This is a genomic window from Sulfuricurvum sp. (assembly GCF_019163035.1).
GTDB lineage: Bacteria > Campylobacterota > Campylobacteria > Campylobacterales > Sulfurimonadaceae > Sulfuricurvum.
This window is the reverse complement of the sequence record NZ_JAFLKV010000021.1, coordinates 1-21104: the sequence shown is the minus strand read 5'-3', so window position 1 is coordinate 21104 and position 21104 is coordinate 1. Positions and strand designations below refer to the sequence as shown.

Annotated in this window: 20 protein-coding genes; 11 read left to right on the top strand and 9 right to left on the bottom strand. The window is 40.3% G+C overall.

Annotated elements, in window-relative coordinates; all coding sequences use genetic code 11:
- Together JZU62_RS01920 and JZU62_RS01915 are read right to left on the bottom strand one after the other, a co-directional pair.
- A partial coding sequence (locus JZU62_RS01920; protein WP_295011367.1) for a PhnD/SsuA/transferrin family substrate-binding protein occupies nt 1-1010 on the bottom strand: 1010 nt, incomplete at its 3' end.
- Between the two features lie 36 nt (nt 1011-1046).
- Nucleotides 1047-2627 carry an EAL domain-containing protein gene (locus tag JZU62_RS01915; protein ID WP_295011365.1) on the bottom strand — a complete coding sequence of 527 codons (1581 nt, stop codon included), beginning with the start codon at nt 2625-2627 and terminating at the stop codon, nt 1047-1049.
- Nucleotides 2628-2751: 124 nt separating this feature from the next.
- Here JZU62_RS01915 and JZU62_RS01910 point away from each other — a divergent pair, with 124 nt between their 5' ends.
- The 10 genes from JZU62_RS01910 to JZU62_RS01865 all read left to right on the top strand — a co-directional run bounded on the left by JZU62_RS01910 (nt 2752) and on the right by JZU62_RS01865 (nt 10427).
- Nucleotides 2752-2976 carry a hypothetical protein gene (locus JZU62_RS01910; RefSeq protein ID WP_295011363.1) on the top strand — a complete coding sequence of 75 codons (225 nt, stop codon included), beginning with the start codon at nt 2752-2754 and terminating at the stop codon, nt 2974-2976.
- A complete protein-coding gene (locus JZU62_RS01905; RefSeq protein ID WP_295011361.1) occupies nt 2976-3188 on the top strand; it encodes a hypothetical protein in 213 nt (70 codons plus the stop codon). Before JZU62_RS01910 ends, JZU62_RS01905 begins: the two co-directional genes overlap by 1 nt.
- Before the next feature lie 61 nt (nt 3189-3249).
- Nucleotides 3250-5391, top strand: coding sequence for an ATP-binding protein (locus tag JZU62_RS01900; protein WP_295011359.1), 2142 nt, complete (start codon nt 3250-3252; stop codon nt 5389-5391).
- Between the two features lie 2 nt (nt 5392-5393).
- On the top strand, nt 5394-5891 hold the full coding sequence (locus JZU62_RS01895; protein ID WP_295011358.1) for a chemotaxis protein CheX: 498 nt from the start codon (nt 5394-5396) through the stop codon (nt 5889-5891).
- Nucleotides 5884-6333, top strand: a complete 450-nt coding sequence (locus JZU62_RS01890) for a response regulator (protein WP_295011356.1) — start codon at nt 5884-5886, stop codon at nt 6331-6333. Before JZU62_RS01895 ends, JZU62_RS01890 begins: the two co-directional genes overlap by 8 nt.
- A 111-nt stretch (nt 6334-6444) precedes the next feature.
- Complete coding sequence (locus JZU62_RS01885) at nt 6445-8139, top strand: acetolactate synthase large subunit (protein ID WP_295011354.1); 1695 nt, start codon at nt 6445-6447, stop codon at nt 8137-8139.
- A complete protein-coding gene (gene ilvN / locus JZU62_RS01880; protein ID WP_295011352.1) occupies nt 8139-8615 on the top strand; it encodes an acetolactate synthase small subunit in 477 nt (158 codons plus the stop codon). Before JZU62_RS01885 ends, ilvN begins: the two co-directional genes overlap by 1 nt.
- A 6-nt stretch (nt 8616-8621) precedes the next feature.
- Entirely contained in the window at nt 8622-9569 is a 948-nt protein-coding gene (gene lpxD / locus JZU62_RS01875; protein ID WP_295011350.1) for a UDP-3-O-(3-hydroxymyristoyl)glucosamine N-acyltransferase, read from the top strand.
- A 17-nt stretch (nt 9570-9586) separates the two neighbouring features.
- Entirely contained in the window at nt 9587-10135 is a 549-nt protein-coding gene (locus JZU62_RS01870; RefSeq protein ID WP_295011349.1) for a hypothetical protein, read from the top strand.
- Nucleotides 10136-10205: 70 nt separating this feature from the next.
- On the top strand, nt 10206-10427 hold the full coding sequence (locus JZU62_RS01865; RefSeq protein ID WP_295011347.1) for a hypothetical protein: 222 nt from the start codon (nt 10206-10208) through the stop codon (nt 10425-10427).
- A gap of 38 nt (nt 10428-10465) precedes the next feature.
- On the opposite strand, the gene JZU62_RS01860 is transcribed toward JZU62_RS01865, so the two are convergent.
- The 7 genes from JZU62_RS01860 to JZU62_RS01830 all read right to left on the bottom strand — a co-directional run bounded on the left by JZU62_RS01860 (nt 10466) and on the right by JZU62_RS01830 (nt 19696).
- The gene (locus tag JZU62_RS01860) at nt 10466-11632 is read right to left on the bottom strand and encodes a pyridoxal phosphate-dependent aminotransferase (protein ID WP_295011345.1); all 1167 of its coding nucleotides are present in this window, start codon (nt 11630-11632) and stop codon (nt 10466-10468) included.
- Between the two features lie 52 nt (nt 11633-11684).
- Entirely contained in the window at nt 11685-13493 is a 1809-nt protein-coding gene (locus JZU62_RS01855; RefSeq protein ID WP_295011343.1) for a GGDEF domain-containing phosphodiesterase, read from the bottom strand.
- Between the two features lie 116 nt (nt 13494-13609).
- The gene (locus tag JZU62_RS01850) at nt 13610-14140 is read right to left on the bottom strand and encodes a hypothetical protein (RefSeq protein ID WP_295011341.1); all 531 of its coding nucleotides are present in this window, start codon (nt 14138-14140) and stop codon (nt 13610-13612) included.
- Nucleotides 14140-16155, bottom strand: coding sequence for a TonB-dependent receptor (locus JZU62_RS01845; RefSeq protein WP_295011339.1), 2016 nt, complete (start codon nt 16153-16155; stop codon nt 14140-14142). Before JZU62_RS01845 ends, JZU62_RS01850 begins: the two co-directional genes overlap by 1 nt.
- Nucleotides 16156-16157: 2 nt before the next feature.
- A complete protein-coding gene (locus JZU62_RS01840; protein ID WP_295011337.1) occupies nt 16158-17087 on the bottom strand; it encodes a GGDEF domain-containing protein in 930 nt (309 codons plus the stop codon).
- Nucleotides 17088-17153: 66 nt separating this feature from the next.
- A complete protein-coding gene (locus JZU62_RS01835) occupies nt 17154-18395 on the bottom strand; it encodes an EAL domain-containing protein (protein WP_295011335.1) in 1242 nt (413 codons plus the stop codon).
- 92 nt (nt 18396-18487) lie between these two features.
- Entirely contained in the window at nt 18488-19696 is a 1209-nt protein-coding gene (locus JZU62_RS01830) for a putative glycoside hydrolase (RefSeq protein ID WP_295011333.1), read from the bottom strand.
- 118 nt (nt 19697-19814) lie between these two features.
- Between JZU62_RS01830 and JZU62_RS01825 the strand changes: the two genes are divergently transcribed.
- Nucleotides 19815-21104 (top strand): DEAD/DEAH box helicase (locus JZU62_RS01825; protein ID WP_295011331.1); only part of this gene is annotated, 1290 nt, incomplete at its 3' end.

Here is a 21104-nt window from a genome sequence, read left to right as displayed (position 1 = left end):
ATCCGTCGTGATGATAGTAGATAGTACAGAGTGAAAAGAGCACTTCCTAGTGCCAAAAATGCCAAAAATATGATAAGAAAAAGGCTGTTTTCTTTGATAATCTCTTTGAAAGTGGGTGGGTTGTTAAAGGGGTAAATATGAAATTTTTGCATCAGTTCACGAGCAGCTTGGTTGGAGAGAGGAATACCAAACTCATGAAAGTCTTTTGATGCATCGGTATGGATTTGAAAGAGGGCAATAGTAAACGCTTTTATCGTTTCACTTGAGGGGCGCGAGGTGGAGGCAACAGCCCATTCGGGATATAGTGAGGTAGAGAGAAGATAGGGAAAACTTTTCTCTTTACGCGGATTTATAACGCTAAAATCTTCTCTTTTAATCTCCCCTTTTTCAATCATCTCTTCGAGGTAGCCGCTGCGGACAAAAGCAATATCGGCTTCCCCGTTTATTAACGCTTTAATGGGTGTATCTGAGGGTTGACCGGTATAGAGCATTTTACACTCATTACGGATATCGATTCCTGCTTCGAAAAGGGTCTCTTGCTGCATCAGCATCGCTGCGAATCCCTCTTTGTGAGTTGTGGCGATTCGTTTGCCACGGACATCGGCAAGAGTCTGTATGTCATGGCGCGATGCGAGGGTGACGATTACCCCTCCATACATACTGAGATGCTCTCCTGAAACTTTGGATTGTCGGACAATCGAGGCGATATTGGAGATACCGTATTTATGTTCCAACTTAACAAATGCAGCAGGGTGAACAATAACAAAATCCAGTTTGTTTTGTGCGATAAGTGTATCGATATCGTCCAGTGAACCTGAAATGAGGTTAATATTTAACTGAGGGTTGGAAGCGTGTATTTGATCTACAAGTGGCTGCCAAACATGCTGATTTTCACTATTAAGACGAAATGAGAGGATACCGATATTGAGGGTTTGAGAGGGTGTATTATTTGCGTACAAGGTGGCAAATATGAGGAAAGAGAAAAGAAAAGTTCGAAATAATTTAGTCATCATAACAACTTTATAGACAATATTGTAATGAGTATATCATAAGTTATTGTAATTACTTATGTGATTTTTGGCTTTAAGCAAATCACTTATATCGCTGAAAGAGAGTGGACGGTGATAATAATACCCTTGAATAGAATCGATACCGTTTAAGCGTAAAAATTCTAGTTCTTCGAGAGTCTCAACCCCTTCAGCGATTGTTGTCATCCCTAGTCCTTTTGCGAGATCAATAATGGTTTTAACAATGGTTTGATTTTTAGGTTCCATTGTGATATTTCGTATAAAGGAGATATCGATTTTGAGTTTGTCGATTGGGAGATGTTTGAGATACGAAAGAGAAGAATATCCGGTACCGAAATCATCGATGGAGATTTTAAACCCTTTGCTTTTGATCACACCCAATAGTGCGATTATTTTTTCAGGGTATTCGAGAATAGAGCTTTCGGTAATTTCCAACTCAATCCATTCTGGGTCACAACCTGTTTTATAGAGTAACTCTTCGAGCTGAAACAAAAAGTTTTGGTGGATAAGTTGTTTGACTGAAATATTAATAGCGATTCTATTGCTAAATATCCCTTGACTCATCCATTCTACAGCGGTTTTAAATCCCTCTTCTAAGACAAAGTGTCCTAATTCGATGATTAAACCACGCTCTTCTGCTAGAGGGATAAAGAGTGATGGTGGAATCATTCCCTCCTCGCTTATCCATCTGACAAGAGCCTCTACTCCTATGATTTTTCCCGAATATGGATCGACTTGAGGTTGATAATAGAGGATGAGATCACGGTTACTTATAGCTTTTTTTAGATTGGAAGCAAGTTTCGTGTGTTCCAATACCTCTTGAGTTAAACCGTCATTATAAAAATTATAGGTATTTCTTCCCATCCTTTTAGCTTTGTACATTGCGGCATCAGCTTTTTGGAGAAGTTCTTCAGGATTAGATGAATCATCAGGATAGAATGAAATTCCTATGCTTGCAGTGATGAAGACCTCAATTTGATCGATATTAAAAGGATCATTTAGGGTTTGAATCAGGTGGTTTAGGTATATTTGAATAGAATTATGGTCTATTTTTGATTCAATCAATATGACAAACTCATCTCCTCCCGTTCGGATGATAACAGTATCTTTTGGGAACAGTTCTTTTATTAATTTTGAAAAAAGAACCAGTATTTGATCACCGAAGCGATGACCAAAAGAGTCATTGATCTCTTTAAACCCATCTAAATCCAAAAATATTAGTGCAAATGGGACAACGGGTGTTATGGAACTTTTCGCTTCGAGTATTTCGATAAGACTGAGTCGGTTTGGGAGATTGGTGAGGGGATCGTGGTGAGCTAATGTATCAAATCTTTCTTTAGCTTCTATGATTTTCTTTTTATGCTCTGAAAATGCGACATCTTGTAGGTAAAAAAAACGATAACTGATAAGAAAGAGAAAAAGTGTTGTAAGGGTGATAAAAAACCAACCTTTATAGGTTTGTAAAAGTGTAAGTTGGTAGCTGTTGGCGGCAAATGACGCAACGGCAGTGTCGGAAAAGTAGATCCATAATAAGCCGAAAATAAGATAGATTGCAGATATCCATAGGGCATTTTTAAGGCTTTGGTTAGAGTTAGTCACTCAGAATCACTTTTTGGTTGGAGATGCTAACAAACATTATATCACATCATAAGAAAATAGTATTCTATCCCTAATGGAACACTCTATGCATTTAAAAAAAAACTTAAATTATAAGGATTTTAGTATGGAACATCACGTTGTTATTGAAAAGCTATGCAGTTGTGCAAAAAAAGAGGAGATGTCTCAAATCACCACATATGACTCCAAAGAGGGCGCTCTCGAAGCGGCAGAGACTCAATTAGCGTATATGCAAGGGCATTTTTGCGGTAAACATGAGTTTCAACTCGTAGAAGTGAACGATAATTATGTTATCGGTATGGTCAGCGGCTGCGGCTGTAAGGGTGAGTGATGGAATATCATGTCGTGGTTGAAAAACTGTGTAAATGTGCAATCCGTAAAGGGATGCCGCAAATCAAAACGTTTGATGATAAAGAAAATGCCTATCGTATCGCACGTGCTTGGACACAGGAGTTGAATGAGAGCTTTTGTGGTCAACATTCATTCGGTGTTGTTGCTGTGGATGATAACTATGTCATTACGGTAGGTGAGGGGACATATTAAAGTTTCATGCAAGTCAAGATGCAGTAAAATAAAACAATCTTATTATTTGGTATTGGTCAGTATGAAAAAATATTATTACGGTGCATTTGTATTGTATCTCATTGCATTGGTTTCGTACATTACCTACCAGTATACGGCACAGCGCTCTGAAATGATCGCTTTAATCGATAAGCGGTTGATCCAATGTGCGAATGTTAGTGATCAACTTCTTCCTGAATCACTGCATACTCCCCAAACAAAAGCGGGATCGATAACGCCGGAACAAGATCGTGAACTTCGGCTAAAATTGTCACGTTTTTCACAGAGTGTAAACGTCAAATATGTCTACTCTTTTGTCATTCAAGATGGGAAAGTTTACTTTACTTCTAGCAGTGCAACTCCAGAAGAGCTTAAAAGTGGTGAAGATATCAGCTATTTTTATGATGAATATACAGATGCTTCACCACTCTTGCTAAAAGCATTTCAAACCCGTACAATGCAGTTTGATGAATCGGTCGACCAATGGGGACATTTTAGGTCGCTCTTTCTCCCTCATATATCCCCAAGCGGACGTCTTTACATCACTGCTGCGGATATAGAGATCAGTAACATTGATGCACAGCTTCATGCTCTTTTTATGAAATCAGTGGGTGAAGCACTCTTTTATATACTTATTTTAATCCCGTTTTTCTTTGCCTATCGGATACAAAATAAGGGTATTCAAGAAGAACTCTCACGTCAGGTTTCTGAACGTACGGCTGATTTGGAGGAACGCTCCCATGCTGTTAGCCGACTTCTTGATAATGCTAGTCAGGGATTTTTAACCTTTTCAACTTCCCTTGAAGTTGACGATGAATATTCACAAACATGTTTAGAGATTTTCGCTGAGAGGATTGAGGGTAAAAATATTGCTGAGCTACTTTACTCTGAAGATATTCACAAACGAGAGTTTTTGGATCAAACCATCCGAGGAATTTTTGAGGAAGAGGATGAGGCAACAACGGAAGCGATCCTTTCTCTCTTGCAACAAGAGTTTGTCATTAATCAAAAAGCGGTTCATATTGTTTATAAACGGATAGAACCGCATCGTTTTATGCTGATACTGACCGATGTAACCGATAAAAAAAATTTAGAAAAAAATATAGAGCGAGAACGTAATACTCTTAAAATGGTGGTTTCCGCGATCAGTAACAGTGATGAGTTTTTTGAATTATTAGAAGAGTATCAAACCTTTTTAGCTGGTCGCGAATCCTTTGTTGAGTTCGATCAAACTTCTACCCACAATCTCAGTGAACTGTATAGGACTATTCATACCTACAAAGGGTTATTCGCTCAAAAAGATTTTATTACTACACCGCAGGGACTTCACAAAGTAGAATCTAAGCTCTCATCATGGCGTTTAGAGGGAAATATATCGAATGAAATCATCCAATCTATGATCAATAAAATTGATTTTGAGTTATGGCTCAGTAGAGACACGAATATTTTACGAGCAGTATTAGGTGATGATTTTATGGAGAAAAAAACGACGATTACCATTGATGATGCGACCTTTGAAATGATCCATAGTAAAATTACCGATTTGATTGAAATTCAGCCTGAGGAATGCCAAGATTTGGTAGAACTTTTAGAAGTTGTTCGTACTCTGAAATACAAACCGATCGCTGATTTCTTCGGTTCATTGCCAAAATATGTTGCACAACTCGGTGAGCGGTTGGAGAAATCACTCTATCCGATGGTGATACATCATGATACCTCTTTCGGTGTGGGAGAAGAGTTCAGAGGGTTTGCTAAATCGCTGATCCATGTTATCCGTAACAGCGTCGATCACGGGATAGAAACGCCGGAGGAGAGAGTAGAACACAACAAAGATGAGTTTGGGACAGTTCGTTTATCGATTAGTGATACTGAAGAGAATATTATGATTGAAATCGCGGATGACGGTCGCGGTATTGATACTGAAAAACTCAAGCAAAAAGCCCTTGATGAAGGGTTTAAAACGGCTTCAGAACTTGAAAACGATGATAGCGTTATGGAACTATTATTTGAAGATTATTTTTCAACTAAAGAGGAAGTAACTGAGCTATCAGGAAGAGGCATCGGCTTGGCATCGGTACGCGCTGAGATTCTCAAAATGGGCGGAAGTTATCAAGTCATTTCGGAATGGGGTATCGGTACCCGATTTATTTTTTCACTACCGAAAGAATCACTTAAAAAGGGGTAATAATGGAAAAAGGAGAGCTTTTAAAAGAAGTGTTAAAGGCGATCATTTATCGTGCTGAACTTTTTTTGATCGATGAGATGCATATCGAGGCGAAATTTGATGCAAATTATCGCTTTGTCGATAAAATTGATTTGAAAAAATATACTACCATGATCGGTATCGGTGGAGCTATAAATCTTTTATTTTATGTCACTTATAATGATTCGTTACTGGATAATTTGACGAGGGCATTTGCTTATGGGGATATCCCTGAAGCTGAATTTATAGAGTTGCGTGATAGTGCTGCAGGAGAGATCGCTAATACTATCATAGGACATTCTCTCAGTGATTTTCCTAATCGTGGCAAAGGTGTAACGATCACTCCACCTGTAACGATAGAGGATGCTAAGTCTATAGTAAAAACAAACGGAACTGGCATGATAACAGCACGATTAGTAACTCCTTATGGAAATATGGAATTTAATGTGATCGGCTTACTCAAAGGAGAAATCAATGCTTAAAGTTTTGGTCGTGGATGATTCACTCATTATGAGACGTAATGTTACTAAAATGGTTGAAGCCTTAGGGCATAAAGTGATCGGTGAAGCCAAAGATGGACATGAATCAATAACCCTCTATATGCGTTTAAAGCCTGACTTGGTCACGATGGATATTACAATGCCAGAGATGGATGGGATAACCGCTGTTCAAGAACTCAAAAAAATCGACAAACATGTGAAGATTATTATGGTTACGTCTCACGGTCAAGAGGAGATGGTTATTAACGCCATCCGTTCTGGTGCAGGGGGATATTTGCTCAAACCGATCAATCTCATGAAACTGCGAGAAACAATACGGAAAATTTTTCCTAATATTGTCGATGAAACCACATTAACTCAAAAAGAGGCTGCACTTTTAGAGAATGAGGATATTTGCTTGCCCGAAATAGAGAATATTTCTTAAAGCAAATGGGGGTTTACTTCAATTTAACGTAATTTATAGCTATTTTCTTTTATAATTCCCTAATTTTTTTTAGTTATATTCACAAATTTTTAATGCAATAAAGGAGACGACATGCAAATCAGCGGTGCACAGATGGTTATCGAAGCACTCATCGCCGAGGAAGTCGAAGTCGTATTCGGTTACCCAGGCGGGGCGATCATGAACGTCTATGATGAGATTTACAAACAGCGCTCATTTCAACATATTTTGACCCGTCACGAACAAGCGGCCGTTCATGCAGCCGAGGGGTACGCAAAGGCTTCTGGAAAAGTAGGCGTTGCTATGATCACCTCAGGACCGGGATTTACCAACGGTGTTACGGGTTTAGCGGATGCTTATATGGATTCTATCCCACTCGTCCTCATTAGCGGTCAAGTTCCGATGTCCCTTATCGGTACCGATGCGTTCCAAGAGATTGATGCGGTAGGGATTAGCCGACCGTGTACGAAACACAACTATTTGGTTACCGATGCGGCAGATTTACCACGTATCCTCAAAGAGGCGTTTTACATCGCACGTACCGGTCGTCCAGGTCCCGTACACGTTGATATCCCGAAAGACGTAACAGCACAAATCGCTAAATTCGACTATTCCAAAGAGGTCGATATTGAGACCTACAAACCGACGACCAAAGGGAATACCCGTCAGATCAAAAAAGCGATTGATGCGATTGCGGCAGCGAAACGTCCCCTTTTGTATTTGGGTGGAGGCATTATCAACGCGAATGCGGCGGAATTGGTACGTGAGTTTGCTCGTATGACTCAAATCCCTGCAGTTGAGACCTTTATGGCTCGCGGAACCCTCCGATATGACGATCCATTACTCATCTCGATGCTCGGAATGCACGGCTCGTATGCGGCAAATATGGCGATGAGCGAGACCGATTTGGTTATCGGTCTTGGGGCACGCTTTGATGATCGTGTTACCGGAAAACTCTCTGAGTTTGCGAAAAATGCACAGATTATCCACATTGATATTGACCCTGCCAGTATCTCAAAATTGGTTAATGCCCATTTCCCGATTGTCGGGGACGTCAAAAACGTTTTGGAGCAAATGATCCCCTTAGCGAAAGAGCAGATTGATCCTGCTCGCTATGAGTCATGGCACAACACGATTGCCCATTTCAACAAACTCCACCCGCTTTCTTACAAAGAAGAGGGGGATCGTCTTAAGCCTCAATGGGTCATTGAGCGTATCGGACAACTCTTAGGGGATGGTGCCAATATCTCTACCGACGTTGGACAGCACCAAATGTGGAGTGCGCAGTTTTACCCTTTCACCCGTCCACGTCAATGGGTGAGTTCAGGCGGACTTGGGACGATGGGATTCGGTTTTCCCGCAGCTTTAGGGGTTAAACGTGCCGATATGGAGCGTGTCAGTATCAACATCACGGGTGATGGTTCGATTTTGATGAATATTCAAGAGTTGATGACTGCGGTTGAGAGCAATCTCCCCGTTATCAACGTCGTTTTGAATAACAACTTTTTGGGGATGGTTCGTCAGTGGCAGACACTCTTTTACGATAAACGCCACTCATCCACCGATCTCTCAATGCAACCTGACTTTGTTAAACTCGCTGAAGCATTTGGTGGAGTAGGGTACCGTGTCAGTACCAAAGAGGAGTTCGATGCCGCACTCAAAGATGCGGTAGAGAAAAACGTGGTTGCGATCATCGATGTCGCGGTCAACCGTTTTGAAAACGTACTTCCGATGGTTCCGGCAGGTGGATCGTTGTTTAATATGATGTTAGAGTACAAGGAGAAATAATGATGGAACAAACAGAACGCCGCGTTATTTCCGTTATTGTTATGAACGAAGCGAGTGTACTCTCACGCATCGCAGGATTGTTTTCAGGACGAGGATACAATATAGAGTCGTTAACCGTGGCTCCTATCCCTGAATCAAAGTATTCTCGCATTACTATCGTTACCGCAGGCTCTATTCGGGTCGTTGAGCAGATTACGAAACAGTTGCACAAGCTGATTCCGGTTCTCAGAGTGTATGAACACGCCGATTTGGTTGAAACCGAGATGGCATTGGTCAAAATCCCGATGAACGAATCGTTGGGGGATATCGAAGCTCTGACTCATGCTTATAACGGGCGGATCGTAAATGTCGGAAGCGACACGATGATCGTTATGGTATCCGATGAGCCGATGAGGGTGAACCATTTTCTTGAAGCAATCAAACGGTTTCATCCCAAAGAGATCGTTCGCAGCGGCTCTGTCGCGTTAGAGAGATAAATACGGATGACACTAAATACTATTGCTGAGTTGTTAGGATGTCAAGAGGTTAAAAGTTCTACCAAAATTACAGGTATGAATACCCTTCGTGAGGCATCGGAGGGTGAGATCTCCTTTCTCTCCGATTCCAAATACGAAAAAGAGCTCTCCACTACGAGGGCTTCTGCCGTCATTCTCCCCGCATCCAAAGCTCATTTACTTCCAGAGGGAGTGGTTGTTCTGGAATCAGATGAGCCGTATATGTCGGTCGCACTCCTCTCTAAACATTTTGCCAAACTGATACAAAGCAGTGATATCGCTCCTGTAATCGGCAATGGAACGACACTCTATCCGAGTGCTCATATCGAAAACGGCGCTAAAATTGGTTCAAACTGTACGATTATGAGCGGTGTCTATGTAGGCTCTGAAGCGGTTATTGGTGATGATGTTATCCTCTATCCTAATGTGTGTGTTTATCGAGACTGTATCATCGGTAATCGCGTCATGATCCATGCTGGAAGTGTTATCGGGAGTGACGGTTTCGGATATGCTCACACTAAAATGGGAGAACATATCAAGCTTTACCAAAATGGTAATGTTATACTTGAAGATGATGTTGAGATCGGTGCCAATACAACAGTGGACTGTGCGGTATTTGGATCAACTATTATCAAACAGGGGAGCAAAATCGATAATCTTGTTCAAATCGGGCACAACTGTGTGGTCGGTGAACACTCAATTATGGTCTCTCAATCGGGGCTCGCAGGTTCAACAACACTGGGCCGTAACGTGGTGATGGGGGGACAAAGTGCAACGGCAGGTCATCTCACGATAGCGCCGTTTACAACCCTTGCTGCACGTTCAGGTGTAACGAAAAGTATCACAAAAAAAGGGGTCTACAGCGGATTTCCGTTGATGGAACATAAATTATGGCTGAAAATGCAGGCAAAATTGGCTAAAATATTACAATCTTAAGCAAAAGGGGTAGCGGGATGCGAATGATATTAGTAAGTTTAATGGTTGCAACGTCATTGTTGCGTGCTGAGAATGAACTCACCACCGAAGTTCGAATGCCCGATATCGTCCTCGATGCAATTAAACATTGCGAGTGTCTCCAAGAGGGGGGCATGTGCAATCCAAATGTTATCCGTATCAATGCTTTGGAAGAAGCACAACGTGCCGCAGATGCCGGATTTGCTGTAACCGGACATATTATCAAATGCAGTTCAAGTGAGCAATGCAGTGCACAAGCTCAAGCACTAATCGCTGGTGGGATTGTCAATCTTGATCTTGGACCTTACCAAATTAACTATAAATATCACCCTGATCCAATGCTTCATGAATATTTTGAAGAGAATACTGCTCGTGAAAAAGCGAACACTATTTTGACACGACTAGTAAAAAGTTTTGGTTACTCGTGGGAAACATTAGGGCGCTATCATCATTTTAGTGCGACGGATCGTACACGAAATGAACGCTATTATCGAAAAATGTATGCTTTTATCTACGGTAATACTAGCAATAACCAAGGTTCAAATTAATTCTTCTTTTTTTAAGGTTGATTTAGCCAAAATCGGCTAAACTCTTCTCATACTGTTATTAGGAGAGTTTATGAGTTCAGCCGTAACTATGATTAAAGAGATTCCATTAGATGGTACCAAAAAAGGTATTATTTCTATTAGTAAAGTCGATGAGCCATATGGAACTGGAAGCGACAGTGTCGCGAGTATCGGTATTTCATTAATAGGTGATGCTAAAAGTCCTGAGTGGAAAGTTCATCTTCCGATGGGGAATATTGATGCGGTTATTGAAGCGCTAAAAAGTATTAAATAGTTGATATTTTCCCCGTGATAGGGGGAAATATATAGTAGTTATTTTTTAGAAGCAACAAACGTTGCAATACGTTTGATTCCCTCACGAATACTTTCGATATCGGTAGCAAAGCTAAATCGAAAATATCCTTCTGAACCGAAGCCAACCCCTGGTACAACAGCAATTCCTTGTTCTTCGAGCAACTCTTTACAAAATTGCATTGAATCATTGCTCACCTCTTTGATGTTCACAAATAGATAAAATGCACCATCGGGTGAGAGGACAGAGAGACCATCGATTTCATTGAATAATTTTACTGCTTCGTCACGACGTGCTTTGAACGCAATACGCATTGCTTCGATATCGCTATCTGCTGCACCGTTGAGACCGACAATTGCTGCTTTTTGAGTAATACTATTAATGTTTGACGTACTTTGACTTTGAAGTTTTTTAGTTGCTTGGATGATTTCTGTATTGTGCGCTGCCATATACCCAAAACGCCATCCTGTCATTGCAACTGATTTACTAAGACCGTTGATGGTGATAGTACGCTTAAACATATCATCACTCACCGCAGCAGCCGACGTAAATTCGCCATCGTAGATTAGTTTTTCATACATCTCATCACTCGCGACGATGACGTTTGTCCCTTCTAATACTTTACCCAATGCAGTGAGTTCTTCGCGTGAGTAAACAGCACCCGTCGGGTTGGATGGAGAGGTTAAAATGAGCATTTTGGTTTTAGGTGTTAATGCCGCTTTGAGTTGCTCAGGGGTGATTTTAAACCCGCTCGCATCGTTCGTATCGATCTCGACAACGGTTCCCCCGCAATACATGACGAGTTCTGGATACGTTACCCAATACGGAGCAGGGATAATAACTTCATTGCCCGCTTGGATTGTACAAGCAAAAAGGTTGTACAGCGAGTGCTTTGCACCGTTATTAGCAATGATTTGGTTTGGTTTGTATTCCAGTCCATTATCACGTTTGAGTTTAAGTGCGATAGCCGCTTTTAACTCAGGAATCCCCTCAACAGCGGTGTATTTGGTAAACCCATCATTGATCGCTTTGATGGCGGCATCTTTGATGACTTGAGGAGTATCAAAATCGGGCTCACCGGCGGAGAAGCTAAGGATATTTTTCCCTTGTGCTTTGAGTTCTTGCGCTAACGTAGAGATAGCAATGGTAATCGATTCGGAGAGTATATTGACGCGATCGGTTAACATGGATCAGCCCTTGTAAAAATTTTGCGAATTATACCATGTTAGGGGTTAAAAATTACATTAGCTGTTGATGTAAAAAGAGAGGTTTTCCGGTATGAAATCCTTGCGCGTAGGTAATACCCAAATCGGTAACTTTTTGTAATATCTCTTCTGATGCAACAAACTCGGCTACGGTATCAATTTCAATTCGGTGTGCAAAATCAATAATGGCCTCAACGACGATTCGATTACGAGGATTTTCGTTAATCGCTTTGATCAAGCTTCCGTCAATTTTTAATATATCAACATTGAGTTTGAGAATATTTTCGAAGTTAGAATAGCCGGTTCCGAAATCATCGATAGCAAATCTGACCCCTAACTCCTTCATTCTGCTGATGAACGAGGCAACTTCATCAAAATTCTCAATACCTTCTGATTCTAAAATTTCAAAAATGACTCGATTGGCAGTGCCGGTTTGTCGGAGTATATTTTCAATGGTTGTAACTGTTCTAAGATCAAGCATATCACTACTCGAGAGATTGATGGAGAATTGTTCATGACGTGCTGCAAATAGATGACACGCCTGGTAAACAACTTCTTGAGTGATATGGTGATAGAGTTTTGTTTTTTGTGCAATCGGCAGAAAATCATACGGTGGAATAAGAGAACCGTCTTCATTTTGGATACGGACCAAGGTTTCAAATTTTTCTATTTTTCCGCTACTACATGAGACGATTGGCTGATATTGACAAACAATTCTGTGTTCAATCAATGCTTGTCGGATTTGAGCAGACATGGCAATGTTGGCTTGATATTGCTGCTCAATCCCCTCGGATTGATCGTAGACCGAGTAGGGGAGTTTAGCACTCCGTGCTTTATTGAGTGCAACGTCGGCATGAATGAGAGGTTTATCACTGTCTATTGCAATACCAACCGTCGCACGAACATGAACGGTTTCATCCGAAATCATAAAGAGCTTTTCACTTAGCAGTGAGAGGAGCAGTTCTATTTCATGTTGAAATTCAACATGAGAGCTCTCTCCTTTGAGTCGAAATGCAAATTCATCCCCCCCGATACGGTAAGGTTTAAGTTTCATTTCACTGAGCCAGCGTGCGATTTGTGTTAGAAGCCAATCTCCGGCATCAATACCGAAAAAATCATTGATCTCTTTAAAATCATCGATATTTAATATTGCTACGGTATTGTTAGGTTTCTCAAGCAAATCTTCTTGAAGTTTTATCCGGTTGGGGAGGGAAGTAAGGGTATCGTAATATAAATGGTGTGTTGCTTTATGTGTTTGTTCTGTAATCTTTATTTGAAGATTATTATTTATAGTCTCAATTTCATGTGAGTACTGAATAACACTCTCTTGCATTGTCTCGAAAGAATGGATGATTTGGGCGAATTCACGTTGCGTGTAAGGGATATCGAACGATATTTTCTCTCCAGGCTTAAAATTTCGTACTTTATGGGCTATCAGTGTAATCGGAAGCAGTAGACGATTTATCCATAACATCATGAGCCATAGAATACTTAATACACTGATGGTTATCCAGCCGTATAAAGTATAAAATCGGTTCATCGTTTTGGTAAATTCTTCTCCCGAATAGGTAAGGGTGATCGAACCAATCGGTTTAAGAGTGGATGGATCCATCAAGTTTTCTGTGATCGATATACTGTCATTTGTTTCGGAACCATTATACTGACGATAATTTAGAATAATTTTCCCTTTAGCATCGGAAATTTTTAACGCAATGACTTCATTACGCTGTGTAATGGGTGAAAGTTTATCGCCTATATCATTCATTCCTAAGAAAAGAGAGAGCGATACAGTGGGGTTAATCGTATCGATCAACAAAGAGGCTTTCTCTTTTTGGGAATTCAATGTCAAATCCCGAACAATAGAAAAAGTGACGAATGTAATCGTGATAAAAATTATGAAAGTCGCAAAGAGAAGGGAAATAAAAAGCTTAGTTGAAAGCCGGGCATTTTTAAAATAATTCATTCGATAAGTCTCGCAATCTGATATAAGGTTCCATCAAAATGAAATTTACCCTCTTTCAACGTATTTTTATTGATATAAATAATGGCATTACGCTCAATAGCAACGGATCCTAATATTCCATAGTCCAGATCCGATACATCATAAGAAAAAGTTGGAATGGAGTTCTCTATTCCCCATGAAGCTATCTTTTTGAGCGATTTTGTATTGCATTTTTGAGTAATGTAAACAAAAGATATATCTCGACGTTCAGTCACTTCATTCACAGACAAAGCGATTGCAGTAAAAGGAATATTTGAAACTTTTCCATTATGAACTTTGTTGATTTCATCTGCGATAGTATTAGCATTAGACTTGTGATTTGAGTCATAGACCACCGCAAAAACAACTTTCGACAAATCGATTTTAGAGGATAATCGTGAATCAAGTGCCATGATTTTTGGAAGCATCCGAATATGAGTATTGATGATAAAAGATTCATGGGAAAACAACGAAAAATACCCAATTAAGAGAAGTAAAACTATTCGCATTAAAACTTCCACCCTGTTCTAATCCAAAAAGTTCTCCCCTCAACGGGATAATCATCCGCATACGTAGCAGGAGGTGAAATATAGCGGTAAATAGCGTTGTTGGCATTTTTAAGAGCACCTTGAACATAGAATCCGTTGATATCTTCCCATCCTAAAATGAGATCGTAGGATGCGAATGAGTCCATCGAATTTTTACGTACATCGTTTGGACGTCGTTCTTTCTCGCTGTTATAGCGTCCTACTATTGCTCCATTAATCTGTGGTGATAGAGCATACGAAACACCCACTTTTAGCAAGTGACTTGAAGCATAGGGTAGATAGTCTGTTTGTTCAGTCCCTTTGACCGTTTTTCCTCTAATATAACTGTAGGAGAGAAAAATAATGTCATTATCTGTGAGACTTCCTCGAAATTCACTCTCAAGTCCTCTAATCGTTCGTTCACCAATATTTTGATAAATCTTACTGGTAGTGTTAGGGGTGATTTGATCTTCATTTTGGAGATAAAATAGGTTAATTCCTAGGGTCGTATCCACTGTTGGTTTATAGAGGTATTGCGTTTCATAAGAGGTTACTTTTTCCGGTGTTAGATCTGGATTTCCGATGCGGGCAGGATTGTTGATGGTGTGCATTTCTTGAAAAGAGGGGAGTCGGTAACTATTACCTACCATTAATTTTAGAATGTGTTGACGGTAGGGTTGGTAGATTAATGATCCTCTCATGTAGGGGCTAAATCCAACATCGGAAGCTTTGGTTCCCCCTAGATTGAGTGAAAAGGCTAATTTATCATTGATATCCATAGTATCATTGATATAAATTTCATTGGTATGGCGGCAAGAAGCCCCCGCATCGATAAACGGCGCGGTAGTTGTATAATCAATGATTTGGGTACCGCCGTTGACACGTTCCGTTGTTTTAGAGGAGATATTAATTACATCTTCGTATTTTTGACTAATGCCGGCAACGATGGTATGATTTTTGATACCGGTATAGGTTGTCGAAATGGTGCCATACAGCAGTCGGGTATTAAAATCCAAAGTAGCCCAATATCCATTTGGAAAGTAAATGCCATTATAGGTACCGCTTGGGAGTGAACGTGCATCACTTTCCCAACCGTCTTCCATAATTCCTGCTTTGACATGGAGCGCTAAAGTGTCGGTCAGATTAAATGTATATCCGCTTTCGATGTACCATGATGGAATGGCTTGCTCTCCTTCCATATTGGGCAAAGCATTCAAATTACCAAATGCACTTCCTGCAGTAAAGTGATTAAAACGTCCTTTAAGATAAAAATCATCATAGGTATAAGAGAGACCAACCCCTATTTGGCTGCTGTTTAGCGGTGCATAACCAGGTGGATTCTGATATGCGTCAGTGACTTTTATCGGTGAGGTAGCATCATTACTTTGATAGAATAGGTCACCGGAAAGTCTCCAATCTGCTGTACGACGGGTGTACCAAAACCCCGCTTGTTTGTAGGAATCACTCCCAAAACTTCCGAAAACAGCGCCATTTTGTCCTTTGTCTTCATCCTTTGCATAGGTGATAACATTGATTGTGCCTGAATAGCCATTGACTCCCTCTATGAAGCTTCCTGATCCACGTACGACTTCGATTCTTTGAATAAGTTCGATAGGGTAATCCAAATAGCTGTTGTAACTATCAAACGTTCGATCATTGAGAACAACTCCATCAATCGCGAGCTTTGTTTGACCATAGGCTAATGGATTTGATCCACGAATGACAGGCGTACGGTTATTCGTAGTATCAGCCATCATATCAATGCCGGGGATAAGGGTAAGGGCATCTTTAAGGGTGTGGACACCAAAGGGAATAAGATCTTTTTGCTCCCAAACCGATAAAATAAAAGGTTGATAATCGATATTTTGATTCGTTTGCGTTGCCATTTGCTCTGTCGTGATCAGCTCATCATTTAACGAAGCAATAGTATTCAAATCGGTTGCTAAAAGAGACAATGGAACAATAGCGATTGAGATAATAAGGGGTGAAATTTTCAATATTAGTCCTCTAAAATCGTCCGATTTTTTCCTTCATTTTTTGCACGGTATAAAGCGTTATCGGCACGAGCGATAAAATCATCATAAGTATCTCCGGCACGATGCATAGTTGCTCCGACACTTACTGTCATTTTGATCGTTTTCCCTGCATACATTAAGTGGCTTTGTTCGATTTGTGAGCGAATTTTATCGGCTACAATAAATGCCTGTTCGTTATCACATCGGTTTAAGAGCACGGAAAATTCTTCTCCGCCATAACGATATACTTTGTCTCCGGCTCGAATAACGGATTTAATTGTTTGTGCAAAAAAGTAAAGTACTTTATCACCCGCAACGTGACCGTGTTTATCATTTATGATTTTAAAATTATCGGCATCGATCATCAGCAGTACCATTTGTAAGGACTTCTTTTTTCCGGATTTGATAACCGTGCTTAAATCATTAATTAACCCTTTACGATTGGTTACTTTTGTTAAAGGATCAATCGTGAGTTGTGTAGTCGTCTTTTCCAATTCATGGTTAAGATCATTAATTTTAGTCTGCGCTTTTTTAAGTTCAAGAGACATATTGTGACCGAGTTCGCTAAGTCCGTCAACAAAATTGACACATCGATCTACTCCATCTTTAGAAGCTTTGCTGATGTAATTTTTCTGCAAATCAGCAACGTGTGAGATATCCGCATGTGTTTCAACAAAAGATTCAATACTGCGATGGGCAATATCGAGATATCGAGTTAAATCATCATGGTTAGAGAAGGAAGGTTCGGTTTCAATTTGCATTTCGCGGAGTATATTGTCCGCATTTTGATCAAAAATTTCATCAAAATACTTTTTGTAAATAGCGGGAAAGGGTGGAAGAGCTAATGCCCTAAGCGTACTCATTGTCTGATCATGAATTAAAGTGATTTTATCATTCACATTAGTACTGCTCATTAACTTCCCTCAAGAATTAGTGAGAGATTGTATCATTTTTATGATTAGTTTGTAACTATTTTCATCTTAATTAGTCTCAGTTTTCAAACTGTAGACATGTGCGTTACAATATATTTTGTAAAGTTGTTCTGAAGAAAGATTGATTTTTTTGGTTAATTTATTGATTAACAGATGTATGTCATCGGTTTTTTCGAGTTTTTCAGTAATAGAAAGTAGTTTACCATAGTATCCATCTCGTTGTAATAAGGCATCAATAATGGGCTGAGAGAGATGAATTTTTTCGATAACGTTACTCATATCGATATGTAAATAGGTATCAATTAAAGAGAGACTTCCGGTTAAAAAAGCTTCATCACTAAGATGGGATTTTCCAAGTGCCATTACTAATTCCCGCATCATATTCGCTCGAAATTTTGCTGTATTGACAATCGCTTCTTTAAACATTTGTTCATTTGTTCCTGAATACAAAAAGAGCCCAAGCCATGAGCGTAATCGTGAGGGACCCAAGAGATTAAGTATTTGCTTGATACTCGTAATTTCTTGCTTGAAAGAAAATTCAGCTGAATTAATGTAGCGTAAAAGATTAAAGGTAAGTTCGGGGTAGGATGAAAATTTATCACATATAATACTCATGTCAGTCGTAGTATATAAGGTGTTTATAACATCAATAGCATTAATGATAGAGGGCTCTATTTTGGTACCAATAATGATGGTAGGCTTCTCGAAAAAAAAGCCTTGGAAGTAATCAAAGCCTGCTTTTTTACACCGTTCGAAAATCTCAATATTTTCTACTTTTTCAGCCAATAACTTCACATTATAAGGTTTGAATTTTTCAACCATCGCTTCAATGCTTATAGGATTGGTTGCTAGCAAATCAATTTTAATCACATCTACGTACGGAAAAAGGAGCTTAAAATATTCGATATTTTCATTTTCACAAGAGAAGTCATCGAGAGCAAAGCGATACCCAAGCTCATATAGATGACATACTTTATCGATCACTTCAGGGGTGACTTTTGTATATTCTAAAATTTCAAATACAAACTTGGATTTTGGGAGGGATAAAAATACATCACTCATAATGATTTGCTCATCAATATTGATGTAGCCTAGTTTATTGCCGATGATAGAAGAGAGACCGATATTATGAATTAAGTTGATGATTACTCGAGCGGTCGCTTTTGCGTTGCTCGAAAAGATCGCTTCACTTGATTCATGCGTACTTCGGTAGAGAAGTTCATACGATATGCATTTGCCCTTACTATCGAATATAGGCTGTCTACCGATAAAAATATCTGATTCAATCATCGCTATACCTAATATTCTGTTTTAGAGTGTTTAATATTGTACGATATATATTATACATTTAATCTTATAGAAATTTTTTATTTAAAATTCTTTTATTTTAATCCATCCGAACTGTAAACATTACGAGGATTCCAAAGAATCCACCCACAGCTTCCGAATGCTTCACTCGCAGCGATCTGTTCTCGAATCTCTTTGGCTCCGTAAATTCGGCGATCAAATGCATAGTCTCGGAACGCTTGCAACCATGGTCGATAGGCTAATGGGGAAGTCTGTGACTTTTCTAGTGCTTTATCGAGAGATTGTTTGACAATTTCATAGTTGGCTTTAACCGGATCAGGATGCCCTGGAATTCCTGCATTAAAACCTGATGGGTAGAGCATCGGTGAGAGATAATCGACATACGGTGAGAGGGCATCGACACGTTGACCGATCTCGATATCGGCATTATGCCAGCTGACGTATCCGAAGATGTCGGCAGAGATAAAAACGTTGTAAGGGGTTAAACGCGTTCTTGCAGCTTCTAAAAAGCCGGAAATTGCTTTTACCCGCTCTGCTTGAGTGTTTTCAACCGAAAACCTCACCCCTTTAGCGTCAGGGAAGCGGACGTAGTCAAATTGGACTTCGTCAAATCCGGCTTTTGCTGTCTCTTCAGCGATGGAGATCATATAGTTCCAAGATTCTTTACGTGATGGATCAATCCAGTAGAGTCCCTCTTTGTCTTTGAAGAGACTCCCGTCACTTTTGCGAACTCCCCAATGTGGATAAGCAGTGATAAGCGGAGTATCTTTAAAAGTAACAATACGGGCAATTACGTAAATTTTCTCTTTGTGTAAATCAGCAACAAATTTTTTGATATCTTTGAACAAGATCACATCCTGTGCTCCGATTTTGTTTGCAATAGGATTAGAGGTTTTAAAAGCGATTTGACCACGATCCATTTTCATGTCGATAACCAATGCGTTGATCTCTGTTGTCTTAATTAAATTTTTGGCATTCCCCATAAGTTTGCCACTGGTCGCACCGAAGCTTGACATATAAAGGGCTTTAGGGTTAAATGGGTTCAAATACATTTTCCCGCCGCTTTTGTAAAACTTTCGGTCATATCCGACGGCACGTACTCCGATAATCGAAGATGAGGGAACTTTAAATGATCCGTTACAGTCGCTTCGGTACTCTTTACCTTGCGAAATAATGATTGCGTTGGCTATCGGTTTTGAGGTATTTTTATCTAAAATCGTTCCGCTGATTAAAGCTCCCCACGCCAATGAAATGGATACGGCTAACACAAATAATGCTCTCAATTCTATCCCCTGTAATCTGATGGCGACATCGTAGCGAAAAATAGACTAAAATAGGGAGGTTTGAAGCGACAAAATGGTAAAATTCTTCAACTATATACCAAAAAGGTACACTATACTTATGTCATTTACGACTTTAGGGTTAAATTCCCATCTTCTCGACACGTTAGCAGAACTCGGGTACACTGAGCCAACACCGATCCAAACGCAGGTCATACCTCTCGTTTTACGAGGACGTGATATTCTCGGTGCGGCACAAACGGGGACAGGAAAAACCGCCGCGTTTGCTTTGCCGATACTGCATAAGCTGACTAGCAACAGCGAATCCAAACAACATAGTGCACGAGCATTAGTGATTGTCCCGACGCGTGAACTCGCTTCACAAGTTTCAAGTGCAATCGAAACCTATGCGCAAGGGCTAGAGATTAAATGTCTCGCTCTCTTTGGGGGAGCCAATATGGCACGTCAAGCCAAAGAGTTAGGGGAGGGGGTCGATATCATCGTAGCTACCCCTGGACGTCTCATCGAGCTGAACAAACAAGGTCATGTGCCGTTGTCAAAAATCGAATTTTTGGTGTTTGATGAAGCCGATACGATTTTCGACATGGGATTTATCCGTGAAATAGGGCAGATCATCGACCTCCTCCCGATAAACCGTCAAAATATGCTCTTTTCAGCAACCATGACTCCTGCGGTGAAACAGTTGAGTGAAAAGATACTCAGAAAACCGCTTCTGATCGAGATCGATAACCTCAAAGCCGCCGATATGACACTTCGTCAAGTGGTTCATCCGGTGGAAAAAGAGCGTAAAAAAGAGCTGTTGTCGTTTTTGATCGGTTCGAACAATTATCCTCAAGTGCTCGTCTTTACCCGCACCAAAGTCGAAGCCGATGAAGTAAGTGCTGAGTTGAGTGCCAGTGGTCTTAAAAATGTCGTAATTCACGGGGATAAAAAACACGGTGCGCGTGATCGTGCTCTCAGTGAGTTTAGAGAGGGGAGTGCCCGTATCCTTGTTGCAACGGACATTGCGGCACGTGGACTGGATATCGAAGGGTTGGACGTCGTTATCAACTACGATATTCCCCATGTCAGTACCGACTATCTCCACCGTATCGGACGAACGGGACGTGCTGGGAATAATGGGTTAGCGATCACACTTCTCTCTTCTGGGGAGCATATCTCATGGTCAAAAATCATCACCATGCTCGGTAAAAATGTCGAGACAATCTTGGTTGAGGGATTTGAACCCCCTGCGGATAATGCACTGGTAAAAACACGTGGGAAAAGTCTTTCTAAAGAGGGAGAGAAAAAAGAAAAAACGGCAGGTGCGTTCGGTAACAAACGTAAAAAAGCTCCCGTTCAGTCAAAATTTGCCACTAAACGGGGACCTCGCATCGCACGGGAAGAACCA